This is a genomic window from Desulfosporosinus sp. FKA, from assembly GCF_002196785.1.
Taxonomy (GTDB): Bacteria; Bacillota; Desulfitobacteriia; order Desulfitobacteriales; family Desulfitobacteriaceae; genus Desulfosporosinus; species Desulfosporosinus acididurans.
Genome location: NZ_NAHZ01000027.1, coordinates 40,477 through 54,730 on the forward strand (window position 1 = coordinate 40,477; position 14,254 = coordinate 54,730).

The following is a 14,254-nucleotide window of genomic DNA, read 5'->3' on the forward strand; positions in this document are numbered from 1 at the left end:
CCTTATTTCTTCAATTTATACTGGAATAATTTCAAGATTACAGGAGTCAGGTGCTCATTAATAATAACAAGGTGCTTTGCCATTGAGGCAAAGCACCTTGTTTGGTTTAAAGGTTTTTTTGGCTGACTAGTCATCAACTTTAAATTTAAGAATTTCTTCAGTAAGCTGTTTCGCGACTTTATCCAGTGCTTCCGCGGTTCCAGCAACATGCTCAACGGCGTTTGACGTTTGCTGCATTGAAGCTGTAACTTCTTCAGAGGCTGCTGCTGTTTGTTCGGAAACAGCCGATATGTTTTGTAAAACTTCAACGACCTTAGCGCTATTAGTTGAAGCTTCTTTCATATGATCTGTATTTTGTTGTATAATTTCGTGGATCGTCTCAATTGCTATGGAAATATCCGCAAATGATGAATTGACTTTAGTTACCGCAGACATTTGGGCAACAGTTTGTGTTTGAACCTCCTGCATAACACCGACAGTATGCTGACTTTCAGTTTGAATATCTAAAACAATTTGTCGGATGCCATTTGCCGAATCTGAGGACTGTTCTGCAAGTTTTCGGATTTCCTCGGCAACTACAGAGAATCCTCTACCCGCTTCGCCGGCACGTGCGGCTTCAATCGAGGCGTTAAGTGCCAGGAGGTTTGTCTGTTCGGAGATCGTGGTAATTGCTTGGAGAATGGTACTGATAGCTTGCACTTTATTATTGAGGAGAGAAATTACACTTTCGATTTTGTCGATGGAATCTTTATTGGCTTGCGATGTTGTTGTAAGCTCGTTAACCGAATCGATACCTCTTTGATTAGCTTGAGCGGCCTCTTGAGAGGCTTCCAGCATATTATTGCTGCTCATTTCCAATGACTGAAAATTATTAGATACATGTTCCACAAACAGAGATCCCTGTTCTGCCTGAGTTGCTTGATCTGAGGCGCCGGTGGCAATTTGGCTAACGGTTGTCGATACTTCTTCCGCAGATTTGCTCGTTTGCATAGCAGTACTTGCTAAATCATGGGCCGACGTACTGACGTGCAGGGAGAGATTTTGAATGTTTTTCATCAGAGTTCCAAGCTCTTCAACCATTCCGTTAAGGGTTGCAGCTAGAATTCCTGTTTCATCGCTTGAGGTCAGTTTACAACGTACGGTAAAGTCCCCATTTCCGATTTTTTGGGCATCTTCAACCAATAGATTTAAAGCTTTGGTAACAGTTTTAGAAAAAAGAATTCCTACAACGATAGCCAAAATAGCTAAAAGTATTGAAGCTATGGCGGTGTGATGGAGAATTTGGGAGGTCGAGGTCTGAATTTCAGCATAACTTACAACTCCAACAAATTTCCAGCCTGTTTTCTTAAAGGTGTCAAAGCTTCCGAAATACCGACCGCCACTTGCCTTAAAGTCTGCAACTCCGGAAGTACTGTTTGCCAAACCAGTTTTGAGTTCAGGGACCGAAAGATCTTTTCCTAATTGAGTCTTGTCAGGATCCACCATGATTTTATTATTTTTGTCCAGCATAATTAAATAACCTTGCTGACCGATTTTCATTTGTGAGATAATCTGAGTGAGTGAATTTAGGGATATATCAATGCTCATAATTCCAAGAAGTTCATTTGTTTGTGGATTGTAAACAGGTTTAGCAACAGTAATGACCAATTGGTTAGTACCTGCATCTACATAGGGATCAGTCCAAACAATCCCTTTTGCCTTCTCAGCCTGCGTGTACCAGGGACGTGTTGTCGGATCATATCCATTTGGAAGTTGAGTTGACGGGTAGAGAATCATGCGCTTGTCTGCAGTACCAAAATAAACATTTAGGACATCACTGTTAGATTCTTTGTAGGCTTTAAAAACGGCTAAGGCCTGAGATCCGTTGCTTCCTGGAGTAATTCCTATAACGCTGGGATCGTTGCTTAAGCGGTTAACGTCCTGCTCAATACCCTTCATAAACATGTTCGTTGTTTCTTCGACTTTAGTGACCGATTGAGAGGCGGAGGTTTTAAGCTCTGAAGCAAGAACAGAATTAGCATCCTCATAACTATAGAAACCTAAAATCGAAGTTGGCACCAGGGACAAGACCAGAATTAAGCCTACTAATTTTCGCTGCATGGACCCTTTCATGGTTCGCCTCCAATTATTCTATATCGTCTTTTTCGTCAAATCGCAAAGCAATATAAGGCTGTATTTTTAAGAATAGTGAACTCGTTTAGCTAAAGTTGAACATCGAGACTTCGGTGGGGGACTCAACCCCCACCGAAGCAGAGCACGGGAGACCCACTCCCACTTAAGAAGTGGGAATCTTACGATTGGGTAAAGTTTTATGTTATATATAACTAAAAATATGACATATCTGTTATAAAATTACTATTTATTATTCCAATAATTATATTAATTTAAAATTAATGTCTAATTTTCCAATGTCTTCGTCTCCTTTGCGGGTTTTTCCTTATATTTCTTGCATATTTCATTTTAACTTGTTTCTTTAAATTAGAATAGTGCTTTTTGTCATGAATTTAATGCAAAAATCATATATCAAATGCAAATATCTTAAAACTACGTTTCATTATACAGATGCAATTTCTCGTTATTGTTAGAGTGGTCTTAGAATACTCATTTTCGATTTGCAAAAAAAACATTTGGATTGCGGAGGGATTAAATTGGAAACAAATTATCGAGTTGCCTACGACAAATATTGGAATGACATAAAGAAGAAGCTTCCTGAGGAGGTTTCAGCCTATCGTGCTGTAACATTTAACAGCACCAACCATCAATTCGAACTGAACTTCTTTGGCTCGACATATGTTTTTGACTGTCTCAGTGAGAGGATTTGTCGTAAAGGCGACAAGTATGTTCCCGATATTATGGGATCAATAATTATGTTGAATTATTTAGTTTATGCAGGACCATTTAGAAAAAAAGAAAACAGGTGGGTTAGCCTTAAAGAAATCGCTAATGGAGGAGCATTGTTTTATCCAGCATTTCAGAAGAACTCGATTATTCCTCTTATCAAGGCATTTGGTTGGCAATCTCAGAAATTGTTAGTAAGTGCTGCCGCCATGAATGGAAAACCTACAAACTTAGGTGACGCATCTGTGACTTTTCAAGCCTTTCCCGAGATTCCCATGTGTGTAATCGTTTGGGAAGGGGACGAAGAAGTTGAGGCCAATGCCACAATTCTATTTGATCCCTCTGTTGAAGATTTTTTGCATATTGAGAGTATTATTGGACTGGGTATGTATCTTTCTGAAAAACTAGTGAACTCGTTCGGCCAAAGCTAAACATCGGGGCTTCAGATTGGGACTCTACCCCACCTGAAGTTAACGATGGACCCACTCCCACAAGAAGTGGAAGTCTCACGATTGAATATAATATGAAAATATATACTGGTAAACCAAATTGTGGTATTATAGTGACATAGATTACAATATAAAATTGTATGAAAACTCTCAGCTAAAGAACACTCTTTGCTTCAAAATCAGCCTATTAACCTAAAAAGCTGTCTCTTTAACGAATATGTAAATGTGTTCAAATGGTTAGGAGGAGTTATGAAAAAAAAGCTTTTGCTAATTTCTGGGGTTATTCTTGTGTTAATAGGCTTTGGAGGAATATGGGGATACAATAAATATTTAAGACCCAACCCGGTAATTCAGAAACAACTGCAAAATCAGTTTGGGGCTGATTTTTTTAACATTGCCCTTCCCAAAGAGATAACTGGTTCAAATGCAGTTGATAATGGCAAAACGGATAGGGATCAGACCAGGCAGAGTGATATAAGAGAAAATTCTCAGCAGCATACGCCAACAGAACAAAATGCTGAAAAAACATTAACCTCAAATTTTGCGAATGCATCCACGAGTGCCAAAGGGGTTACTCAAGATGAGATTATTAAAAAGTATACGCCGCAGTTTGGTTATCTGCAAAATCTCGCCTTAAGCCGCTTAAACGCTTTGTACGCAGCGGCTGTGCAAGAGTACGAACAAGGAAAAAAATCCGGGACATTAAATCGCTCTGCGCTTGCTGAAAAATATATTCAGGCTGGGAACATGCTTGAGGCCAGCGTGGACAATCAATTCTACCGAACTCTGGATGCGATGCAGGCTGAACTAATTGCCAATCATCTTTCAACCGATATTATTAATACTGAAAAAAATGAATATGAAAAGGCTAAATCTGCCGAACGATTTCAGTTATTATCCAAAGCTCGTAAATAGAAAGAGGCCGCTCATAAGAGAGCGGTCTCTTTCTATTGGCAGAATCTAGAGAAGTTATTTATCCAATCGTGAGAGATCCGCATCTACAAGTGGGAGCGGTTCCCATACCTTACTGACATTGGGCAGAGTCCATCCTTCAGCGCGATAGCATTTGTTATGGGCTAGGCGCTTTCATCACCGAAGCCCCGATGTTCAGCTTTAGCTGAACGAGGTTACTTAAAAATAACTTGTCCATTTTCGATTGAGTCGATGATGGCCAAAGATTCTAATTGAATACCTTTTTCGAGAATGCGTTGTCTGCCTTCTTGAAATGTTTTTTCTATAACGACTCCTGCACCGGCAATTTCCACCTCACTCTGGGACAGCAAGTTAATTAATCCAATGAGTGCACTTCCGCTAGCTAAAAAATCATCAATAATTAATACCTTGTCATTAGAAGTTAGGAACTCCTTTGATATCTTTATCGTATATTCCTGCTCTTTTGTATAGGAATAAATTCTTGCTTCGTAAACATCTTGAGTCATGTTAATGCCAGCATGTTTTTTAGCAAATACAACGGGTACAAAGTTAAAGTATTGAGCAACAATACTTGCAATAGCAATACCAGAGGTTTCAATGGTAACTATTTTTGTAACTTCTTTATGGGCGAATCTATGTTTGAATTCCTTACCTATTTCATTGAATAGCGAAATATCTAACTGGTGATTTAAAAAGTTATCAACCTTAATAATGCGATTTTCAATGATTTTTGCGTCGTTTCTGATTTTATCCTTTAAAAGCTGCATATGATAAATACTCCCTCCCTCCATGAAAAGCTCCTTGTAAGTTTGCGAAAATATAATAATAACAAGAATAACTTGATTGCCTTAAAAAATCAAATAAAGTTTTTTACAGTAATTTTCAGGTGGGCTAGAGTTCTACATCGCCGCTAAGAATTGTACCATCCTCTTGACAGGATACCATAATTCAAGTACACTTATACCCGCTAGGGGTATACCGTAGAATGGTATAGTCGTTGCTATTATTTATTTGCAAGGAAGGTGCTTTCATGAATGTATCCATTAACAAAGATAGATGTCCTCAAAATCATCCTTGTCCTTCAATAAGGGTCTGTCCGGTGGGGGCGATTGAACAAATTGGTTTTAATGCTCCTGTGATTAATCAAGATAAATGTATCGGGTGTAAAAAATGCGTGAAATATTGTCCGATGGGAGCTTTTCAAGTAGGCGAGTGAATCCGGTATGGGAACTGTTCCCATTCGTAGAAGTGGAAGGAGTGAACTCGTGCGGCTAAAACCGAATAAAAACGGAAATCCTTTACGAATGAGGGATTTCCATAAGTTATACCTTTTAAAGGTTAAAGCGGCATATAAAGCGGACTTATAAAGCGGACTTTAGGATTTGGAGGACGTCCTGACTATTAATGGGGCGGAATTCACCTAAAGTCCCTTTTTTTGTGGCGGCATCGGCCATGAGTTCGAGCTTTTCTTCATCAATATTAACTGATCTTAGTGTTGTCGGAAGCCCTAAGGTGATAAAGAATTCTTTCGTTTTGGAGATGGCTGTTCTCGCTATAGTATAATTATCTTCATTAGGGTTTAAGCCCCAAACGTTGACACCATAGTTCTTAAAGACTTCAACGGTGCTATCTTCTAAGACATGCTCCATCCAATGCGGTGTGATAATGGCAAGTCCCACCCCATGAGTGATGTCATAATAAGCGCTCAGCTCGTGTTCGATAGGATGACAGCTCCATTTCCGCATTTTTCCATAAGACAGAAGCCCATTGATAGCTAAACTGGAGGCCCACATCAAATTAGCCCGAGCTTCATAATTATTGGGTTCCTCCAGAGCAATAGGACCATAATGAATACATGTTTTTAAGATAGCCTCAGCTAATCGGTTCTGTACATATGCACTTTTTATATTGCTGAAATAGGCTTCGAAAACATGACTCATAATGTCGGCAATGCCTGCAGCAGTTTGATTTTTAGGGACAGAATAGGTGTAAGTCGGGTCAAGAATTGAGAACTTAGGCGCCATTAAGGGATGTCCCATTCCAAGTTTTTGGTTTGTCTCAGGATTACTGATGACTGCGATAGGATCCATTTCGGAGCCTGTCGCAGCTAGAGTTAAAATTGTACCGATGGGCAGAGCATTCTCGAATTGTCCTTCACCGATCATTAAATCCCAAGGATCGCCGGAATAAGAATAACCCGCGGCAACTAGTTTCGCGCAATCAATGGTACTTCCTCCTCCAATAGCTAAGACGAAATCAATTTGATGGTTATGGCAAAGGTCAATTCCGCGGCGGACACTCTCAATTTTTGGATTTGGATCTACTCCGGAAAGTTCCCAAAAGGGGATGTTTGTTTCCCTTAATAGCTTTATTGCCTGATCGTATAATCCGATTTTTTTAATACTTCCGCCGCCGTAAATAAGAAGTACCCGTGAACCAAATTCTAATATTTGTTCTGGTAGTTTCTGAATCTGGTCTTTGCCAAAGAAAATTTTAGTGGGGATTGAGTAATCAAAGTTTAACAAAGTATAGACTCCTTTCTCCTTGTTCTGTTGAAACAACATAGATTAAGGCTGATTCTCTGAATTATAGTTTTTGCGAAAATGAGATTTAAATGTCACCTTTTCAATAAATCCTTCTATTTGTGGAATGAGGAAGTCACTCTTATACAAAGAAAACCAATGATCGGCTTCAGGAATTGTTGCAAACTCAATGAAGGGGGATAATTTCGAGCTTTCTTTTACTTTCTCATAAATTGGATCATTTTCTCCGGCCAGCATTAGGCACGGCACCGACATGGTTTTTAAGAGCTCAGTGCTATTAGTTCTTGGTTCTTCGACTGCCGCTAATAACGCCTTTCTGTCATTCAATAAAAACCTTCGTTTATGCTCGTCAGAGATGTTATGTTGCGGGACCCAATGTTCAAGGTTTACGACAGAGTCCCGTAAAGAAAGCATATCATTTTCGTAAGGATGGATGGCATCCAGAATAAAAGCTTTAAAGCGCGACGTGAACCACTTCATTAATCCAAAGGAAATCCAGCCTCCCATTGAATAACCGAAGTAATGACATTTGTCAATGTTCTCAGCATCAAGTACCTTAATTACATCCTGGGCCCGTAGATATAAAGAGTATTGCTCTGAACGATGAGGTTTATCGCTCTTGCCATGCCCTCTAGCATCAATTACTATTAATTTAAAGGTTTTCTTAAGCCTTTCAACGTAGTCATAATCATACCAATCCTCTATACTGCCGTAAAATCCATGCTGCAGAACAAGGCACTCTCCCTTTGTTGTTCCTTCAATTTCATAATTGATTCTTATATCATCGTTAAGAATAAATGGCATTATTTCCCCCCGTAACCCATCAATAATATACTGTGAATTCTGTTGGAATTCTCTTTTTATAGATCAATTCCCTTTTTGGTTAATTTTCTCCACGATGTAATAAGATCTTGACCAAGGAGCTGTTCTGTGAAAGCTTCCGTTACTTCATTTGCTTCTTGATTCTTCGGTTCTATTAAGTAAAAGGAACGAGTAAGTCGTTTTCCTTTAATTCTCAGAGATTTTAATTCTTTGGCATTTAATTCTTTTCGTACGATCCAGCGTGAGACAAGGGCAATTCCTAGACCAGCAATAACAGCCTGTTTAACTGCTTGACCACTTCCAAAAACATAACTTTTTCTGACGTTGATACCCCATTCTTTAATAAGCTTGTCGCTAAAAGCGCGAGTTCCTGAACCGTTTTCCCGGAGTATCCATACTTGATCTTGGAGATGCTCAGAGGTTGCAATAGGAAGTCTAGCTAAAGGATGTTGGTTGGGAACAACCAGGATAATTTCATCCTCCATAATAGAATGGATTTGAATGTCTGTATGATTGACTTCCCCCTCCACAAGGGCAACGTCTAGTTGATTCCTTCGAACTGCTTGAATAATTTCTTCTGTATTAGCGATGGACGTTTCAATTTCTACTCCAGGATAGTGGGCAGCGAATTCAGTGACGGCAAAAGGCAAAATGTATTCTCCAATGGTATAGCTTCCCCCAACTCTCAAGCTGCCTGTAACCATGTTGGTCAAATTTTTAATTTCTTCCCTCGCCTTATCTTGTAAATTAATAATTTGTTTGGCATATTTATAATAAATCTCACCAGCGAGCGTAAGTTCCAGATGGTTGGACGAGTCGGAAGGATTGTTAAAGAGTTTTGCATCGAGTTCTTGCTCTAAACGGTCAATTTGTGTATTAACGTCAGTATTGGTAAGATAAAGTTCTTCTGCAGTATGAGAGAATTTTTTGAGCTCAACTACGGTAACGAAAGTTTTTATGGGATCGTTGATCATAGTTTACACCTCTATCAATTGAATTCTGAGAATTAGATTCTAATTATAATACTTCTTTTTCTAGCATTTAACAATGTCATAGGTGATTAAGTATATGAGGAGTAGATTCGAGGAATTTGGGTAACTATAAACTAAACTATTTTAAATGGAGAAAATATCATGCAAATGTATAATGAATTTGAGAACCATTTGTTGAATGACCGTAAACCCTCCAAGTATTTTAGTGAATTAAGCGGAACGGGAATATTTTCTCAGGAATATCCTTTTACAATGATCGGTGACTTAATGAGTACGCCTCAATCACCAAAACATCATCCCGAAGGGAGTGTTTGGAACCATACGATGATGGTTCTGGACAATGCCGCGGAAAGAAAAGATCTAAGCCAAAATCCAAAGGCATTTATGTGGGCAGCATTGCTCCACGATTTAGGCAAAGCCCCTGCTACCAAGTTGAAAAAAGGGCGGATTACTTCTTACGACCATGACAAATTGGGGGAGAGTCTTTCGACAAAATTTCTTCAGGAGCTGACAAATGATAGGGATTTTATAAGCCAAGTTTCTAAATTGGTACGCTGGCATATGCAAATTCTATTTGTTACCAAGAAATTGCCTTTTGCCGATATAGGAAAAATGTCGTCAGAGGTCTCTATCCACGAGGTCGCTCTTTTAGGGTTATGTGACCGTTTAGGGAGAGGAAATATGACCCCTGATAAAAAATTAGAAGAGGAAAAAAGCATTGTAACTTTTTTGGAGAATTGCAGTGACTATTTAAATCCGGGAGTTCATGCTGATAATTTTCAAGGTTTTATTCAGAAAATTGATTAAACCGGGCAAACAAAATCTTCACGTTAATTTTTGCATATCTATGCTTAAACCTATGGTAAAATGGATAAAGACCGGTATTGAGGTGATCAGAAATGATCATAGGTTTTGGCTTTGGAAATTCAATTCAGAGTTTTCTCATGCTTGTATTCACTTTGCTGATTAGTTATAGTTTGCAGCGGGGTTTGCGAAATTTAGGACGTGGGAAAGAAGAGAGGAAACAACGTGAGAGAAGTAAGTGTTGAACGTCTTAATGATGGTGATATTCTGGCAAAAGAAATTTACACTTCCTATGGCAAAATACTGCTTGGAAAAGGTGTCGTGCTTAAAAAGCCCTACATTGAGCGCTTAAAAGATATGGGGATTTATAGCATATATATTGAAGATGAATTAACAAATGATGTTGTCATAGAGGATGTTATTTCCGATCAACACCGCTTCGATGCTTTGAAAGCAATCGAGACCTCCTGTAAAACGATTCACAGTGATAAAGATAAAGACAAAGATAAAGAAATAGATATCAAAGAATCTGTGAGCAATATCGTACAGGATATTCTCTTTCAAAAGGATATAATGATTAGCCTAATGGATATGCGAAGTTTGGATAATCAGGTGTACTTCCATTCTGTCAATGTTTGTGTATTGGCTACTGTCCTGGGAAAAGGGCTCGGTCTGCCGGTGGAGAAGCTTAATGATCTTGCTCAAGGTGCTTTGCTCCATGATGTGGGAATTATCAATTTGCCAAAAGAAATTATTAATAAACGGGGCCCCCTGACAAAGGAAGAACAAGAGATATACCAGACTCATACAATTCAAGGTTATGAGCTTATCCGTAAAAGGCCTGAAAGCAGCATTATAACCGCCCATATGGCCTATCAGCATCATGAATGGACTAACGGGAAGGGTTATCCTCGTCAGCTGAAAGGTACCTCAATTCATCCCTTGGCGGAAATTATTGCCGTTGCCGATTTCTATGATTGTTTGATTCATGGTTCTCCCGCTATTCCGAGGGTATTGCCCCATGTGGCTTGCGAAATAATGATGGCTAACGCCGGTGTTCGTTTTCGGCATGAATTAATAAATGTCTTTTTAAGGCACATAGCAGCTTACCCAACTGGATACACGGTCAAGCTTAATAATGGAGAAACAGGAGTCATTGTAGGACAAAATAAAGGCTTGCCAACTCGTCCTATCGTGCGTGTTTTCGAAGGAAAAGTTAATCTCAAGCAAGTGCGAGTTGTTGAACGCGATCTTGTCGAAGAACGAACATTATTTGTAGATTATATTATAGAATAAAAACGAAAGCCTTGACAGAGTTCAAGGCCTTCGTTTTTATTCATTTGGGTGTCTCGGGCAGCTAGAGTAAAACAAAATTTGAGAAAAAGGTACCGATAATGATAACCAATAAAGCTATTGCTGCTGTCAAAATACTTTGATACAAATTATACAATGGTTTTGATCTCCCCATTCTGAGAAGTCGTTTGTAAAGTTCTGGTGCTAATTCTTCAAGAACCTTCAATTTTTCCGGTACAGTATTTGATTCCCCTGTAATGTCTTGAAATTCATGGCATAATTGCTCATTCTTCCACTGAATAATCCACTCAAAGACTTTGTTTCGGGTGATTGGCTGGGGGGTATGAGGAACGTCAAAATTTAAACTCACGGTTGTTCCAAAATGAGTAAATTCCTCATCAGAATAGCCGGCATTTCTCAATCCATCAATAAAGGCATCACGCATAATTGCGTTATCTAAAGTAATAGTTATAGCCATGGACAATTCCGATGGCTGAGAGAATTCGCCTAGTTTGAAACCCGTTAACCACCAGTGAAGGTCTTTCCTGGTAAAAAGTATTTTCCCATTTTTCCTTAACGTAAAGGACATTGGCAAGAGCTCATTGTCGTCAGCACTTTTATAATAAGAACCCAACATATAACTTAGGGGATTGCGATTCGGAGTCCTTGTATAGATCCCGATTTCTGCTCCTGAAACTAAATCATATTGCCCCTTCCAAAAGCCGATCATCCATTGCTTGTCATTATAGTCAAAGAAAATGGGTTCACAGTCAATGATCATTCCCATTGGTGCTGCTGCCACATCGAAAAAATGACAATAGCCAATCTTCCTCTGCCAAGGGTCCATATTTGAATAAAAAATATCCTGGTTAGGATCATAAGAATAACCGGAAATCTCTATTATTTCATCAAGTGTTTTATTCCCTGTCTCATCAGGTATAGATGCTAATTTATCGTAGTTTTCCTCTGAAATAATCCCGCTGTTAAATAACGTTAACTGTTCGGGCATAATGATACTCCCCCTTTTATATTATAGTACGGGCTTGGGGGGTTAGAGTTGCATAAAATTGTATGTTTTTTGCAGACATGACCAGAAAGAAATGTAATTAGGTTGAGTATGGACGAAAGAAGTTACAATAAGAAAATAACGATAAGTGCTTATTATCAAGCCATACACTAAATATTCTTAACATTCTAAATAATTTAGTGTATTATATACAAAACAAATAAATGATAGGAGGAGTATAGTATGGAAGAGAAACGCCGTGAGGGATTATTGGAGGAAAAGCGGTTGTTTTTCCCTCCTTTAGAGTTTCGTTCTAAAGCCGTTATTCAAAATTCGGAAGTTCATGAACTTGCTCGTGATCGGGAGAAATATTGGGGCGAACAAGGGGAAAGGCTGCACTGGTTTAAACCTTGGGACAAAGTTTTAGAATGGAACCCTCCTTTCGCCAAGTGGTTTGTTGGCGGAAAATTAAATGCGGCCTATAATTGCTTGGACCGGCATTTGGAAGGTGCGCGCAGAAATAAAGCCGCCTTGATTTTCGAAGGCGAATTGGGAGACCGGAGAGTTTTAACGTATCAAGATCTTCAACGTGAGGTATCTCAGTTTGCTAATGTTCTGAAGTCGTTTGGGGTAGAAAAGGGCGACCGTGTGACAATTTATATGCCGATGATTCCTGAGGCTGTCATTGCGATGCTCTCTTGTGCCCGAATCGGTGCTGCCCATTGTGTCGTTTTTGGGGGCTTTAGTTCTGATGCTTTAAAGGATAGAATTCTTGATGCTCAGGCAAAAGTGGTTGTTACCTCAGATGGAAGCTATCGTCGTGGAAATATTATACCTTTAAAAGAAAGTGTGGATCAAGCATTACGTGGTGTTAGCTGTGTCGAAAAAGTTGTGGTTATTCAGCGGACGGGACACCCTGTGGACATGAAAGCTGAACGGGATGTGTGGTATCATGAAGTCATCAGGAATGTGACTCATCTTTGTCCCGCAGAACCTATGGAAGCCGATGATATGCTCTTTATTCTTTATACCAGCGGAACGACCGGTAAACCTAAAGGGGTGGTTCATACTGTCGGCGGTTATATGGTAGGCGTATCGACAACTCACGAATGGGTATTTGATATTAAAGATGAGGATGTTTATTGGTGTACCGCGGATGTCGGCTGGATAACAGGGCATAGTTATTTGGTATATGGCCCTTTGTCAAATGGAGCAACAGTTGTGATGTACGAAGGAGCACCAGATTACCCTGAAAAGGACCGTTATTGGGAAATTATTGAGAAATACAGAGTAACCATTTTATATACGGCACCAACTGCGATTCGCACCTTTATGAAATGGGGAGAAAACTATCCTGCGGGCAGGGATCTCTCAAGCTTACGGCTTTTAGGGTCGGTAGGGGAACCAATTAATCCTGAAGCTTGGATGTGGTATTACAAACATATTGGGGGAGAGCACTGCCCAATTGTTGATACCTGGTGGCAGACAGAAACCGGTATGATTATGATGACGCCTGTTCCTGGGATTACTCCTTTAAAGCCGGGGTCATGCACAACCCCCTTTCCAGGTGTTTGTGTTGAAATAGTAGATCCGTCAGGTAAACCTGTTCCTAAGGGTGAGGGCGGGTATTTAGTAGTTTGCGAGCCATGGCCGGCAATGCTGAAAACAGTCTATGGCGATGATAAACGTTATGTGGATACCTATTGGAGCGATATTCCAGGCGCTTATTTCACGGGAGACGAAGCAAAGTGGGATGAAGATGGATACTTCTGGATAATCGGGCGTGCCGATGACGTTATCAATGTTTCAGGGCATAGAATCGGAACAGCTGAAGTAGAAAGCGCTTTGGTTGATCATCCATCGGTTGCTGAAGCTGCTTGTGTTGGCAAAACTCACGATATCAAAGGTCAATCAGTATTTGCCTTTGTCAGTGTCAAAGAGGGAATTGAGATAGGAGATCAACTTATTAATGAACTTAAATCTCATGTGGTGATGAAAATTGGTTCACTAGCCCGACCTGATGATATTTTTTTAACAGCTGAATTACCCAAGACCCGAAGCGGAAAGATTATGAGGCGCCTTCTCAAAGATATTGCTGAGGGCCGAGCCATGGGTGATACCACGACTCTGGCCGATGCAACGGTCATTAATTTCCTTAAAAAGAATATTGATGCCCATAAGATTCGCGATGCCCGTAAGGCTGCAATGAGATTAGGAAATAGAATTTTGATTCCTGATACGGCTATCGTTAACCATTGCCAAGAAGAGTCCTATGATGGGTATAGTTATACAGTATGGTTTTCAACTCCTGCCAAAGATGGCTCACCTCATCCAGTTACCAATTTCTATTGCTTCAAGTGGATAGGACGATTAAATCTCCCGGCGGAAGTGGCACTGGCAATCTCCAACATTATGATCAATAATAACAGCGCCTGCGATGCGATATTTGGTAATGGGGAACCGGATTTTAGCCATGCAGTTATCAATGAGGGGAATATTAAGGATGACTTATCTGAAGAAGGACAAATTTGCTTCTGTGGCTCAGCGGGTTGAGAAGGTATAGTTAAGCATTTT

Annotated in this window: 12 protein-coding genes; 6 read left to right on the forward strand and 6 right to left on the reverse strand. The window is 39.8% G+C overall.

All coding sequences use genetic code 11. The features are described from left to right. Positions 1 to 126: 126 nt before the first annotated feature. A complete protein-coding gene (locus tag B5771_RS09815; RefSeq protein WP_088187368.1) occupies positions 127 to 2,112 on the reverse strand; it encodes a methyl-accepting chemotaxis protein in 1,986 nt (661 codons plus the stop codon). Between the two features lie 536 nt (positions 2,113 to 2,648). On the opposite strand from B5771_RS09815, the gene B5771_RS09820 reads away from it, so the two are divergent. Both B5771_RS09820 and B5771_RS09825 read left to right on the forward strand, forming a co-directional pair. Continuing rightward, positions 2,649 to 3,269 carry a DUF3786 domain-containing protein gene (locus B5771_RS09820; protein WP_088187369.1) on the forward strand — a complete coding sequence of 207 codons (621 nt, stop codon included), beginning with the start codon at positions 2,649 to 2,651 and terminating at the stop codon, positions 3,267 to 3,269. Positions 3,270 to 3,536: 267 nt separating this feature from the next. Continuing rightward, the gene (locus B5771_RS09825; protein WP_088187370.1) at positions 3,537 to 4,202 is read left to right on the forward strand and encodes a hypothetical protein; all 666 of its coding nucleotides are present in this window, start codon (positions 3,537 to 3,539) and stop codon (positions 4,200 to 4,202) included. A gap of 212 nt (positions 4,203 to 4,414) precedes the next feature. On the opposite strand, the gene B5771_RS09830 is transcribed toward B5771_RS09825, so the two are convergent. After that, on the reverse strand, positions 4,415 to 4,987 hold the full coding sequence (locus tag B5771_RS09830) for a xanthine phosphoribosyltransferase (RefSeq protein ID WP_088187439.1): 573 nt from the start codon (positions 4,985 to 4,987) through the stop codon (positions 4,415 to 4,417). A gap of 263 nt (positions 4,988 to 5,250) precedes the next feature. On the opposite strand from B5771_RS09830, the gene B5771_RS09835 reads away from it, so the two are divergent. Continuing rightward, entirely contained in the window at positions 5,251 to 5,436 is a 186-nt protein-coding gene (locus B5771_RS09835) for a 4Fe-4S binding protein (protein WP_088187371.1), read from the forward strand. 145 nt (positions 5,437 to 5,581) lie between these two features. On the opposite strand, the gene B5771_RS09840 is transcribed toward B5771_RS09835, so the two are convergent. The 3 genes from B5771_RS09840 to B5771_RS09850 are packed head-to-tail and all read right to left on the reverse strand — an operon-like array spanning position 5,582 to position 8,559. After that, the gene (locus tag B5771_RS09840) at positions 5,582 to 6,745 is read right to left on the reverse strand and encodes an iron-containing alcohol dehydrogenase (RefSeq protein WP_088187372.1); all 1,164 of its coding nucleotides are present in this window, start codon (positions 6,743 to 6,745) and stop codon (positions 5,582 to 5,584) included. A 42-nt stretch (positions 6,746 to 6,787) separates the two neighbouring features. Beyond that, positions 6,788 to 7,567 (reverse strand): alpha/beta fold hydrolase, encoded by a 780-nt coding sequence (locus B5771_RS09845; protein ID WP_088187373.1) that lies wholly within the window; start codon positions 7,565 to 7,567, stop codon positions 6,788 to 6,790. 56 nt (positions 7,568 to 7,623) lie between these two features. Next, positions 7,624 to 8,559 (reverse strand): LysR family transcriptional regulator, encoded by a 936-nt coding sequence (locus B5771_RS09850; protein ID WP_088187374.1) that lies wholly within the window; start codon positions 8,557 to 8,559, stop codon positions 7,624 to 7,626. A gap of 159 nt (positions 8,560 to 8,718) precedes the next feature. Between B5771_RS09850 and B5771_RS09855 the strand changes: the two genes are divergently transcribed. Then, complete coding sequence (locus B5771_RS09855) at positions 8,719 to 9,384, forward strand: HD domain-containing protein (RefSeq protein ID WP_088187375.1); 666 nt, start codon at positions 8,719 to 8,721, stop codon at positions 9,382 to 9,384. Positions 9,385 to 9,606: 222 nt separating this feature from the next. Beyond that, complete coding sequence (locus tag B5771_RS09860) at positions 9,607 to 10,677, forward strand: HD-GYP domain-containing protein (protein WP_088187376.1); 1,071 nt, start codon at positions 9,607 to 9,609, stop codon at positions 10,675 to 10,677. 61 nt (positions 10,678 to 10,738) lie between these two features. On the opposite strand, the gene B5771_RS09865 is transcribed toward B5771_RS09860, so the two are convergent. Continuing rightward, positions 10,739 to 11,683: a DUF4474 domain-containing protein gene (locus B5771_RS09865; protein ID WP_088187377.1), complete on the reverse strand. Its 945-nt coding sequence runs from the start codon at positions 11,681 to 11,683 to the stop codon at positions 10,739 to 10,741. A gap of 240 nt (positions 11,684 to 11,923) precedes the next feature. On the opposite strand from B5771_RS09865, the gene acs reads away from it, so the two are divergent. Next, positions 11,924 to 14,233: an acetate--CoA ligase gene (acs, locus tag B5771_RS09870; protein ID WP_088187378.1), complete on the forward strand. Its 2,310-nt coding sequence runs from the start codon at positions 11,924 to 11,926 to the stop codon at positions 14,231 to 14,233. The last annotated feature ends 21 nt before the right edge of the window (positions 14,234 to 14,254 follow it).

Excerpts from the sequence above, each read along its gene's own strand:
- B5771_RS09815 (WP_088187368.1), bottom strand. The coding sequence starts at position 2,112 with ATGAAAGGGTCCATGCAGCGAAAATTAGTAGGCTTAATTCTGGTCTTG.
- B5771_RS09825 (WP_088187370.1), top strand. The coding sequence starts at position 3,537 with ATGAAAAAAAAGCTTTTGCTAATTTCTGGGGTTATTCTTGTGTTAATA.
- B5771_RS09830 (WP_088187439.1), bottom strand. The coding sequence starts at position 4,987 with ATGCAGCTTTTAAAGGATAAAATCAGAAACGACGCAAAAATCATTGAA.
- B5771_RS09835 (WP_088187371.1), top strand. The coding sequence starts at position 5,251 with ATGAATGTATCCATTAACAAAGATAGATGTCCTCAAAATCATCCTTGT.
- B5771_RS09845 (WP_088187373.1), bottom strand. The coding sequence starts at position 7,567 with ATGCCATTTATTCTTAACGATGATATAAGAATCAATTATGAAATTGAA.
- B5771_RS09850 (WP_088187374.1), bottom strand. The coding sequence starts at position 8,559 with ATGATCAACGATCCCATAAAAACTTTCGTTACCGTAGTTGAGCTCAAA.
- B5771_RS09855 (WP_088187375.1), top strand. The coding sequence starts at position 8,719 with ATGCAAATGTATAATGAATTTGAGAACCATTTGTTGAATGACCGTAAA.
- B5771_RS09865 (WP_088187377.1), bottom strand. The coding sequence starts at position 11,683 with ATGCCCGAACAGTTAACGTTATTTAACAGCGGGATTATTTCAGAGGAA.
- acs (WP_088187378.1), top strand. The coding sequence starts at position 11,924 with ATGGAAGAGAAACGCCGTGAGGGATTATTGGAGGAAAAGCGGTTGTTT.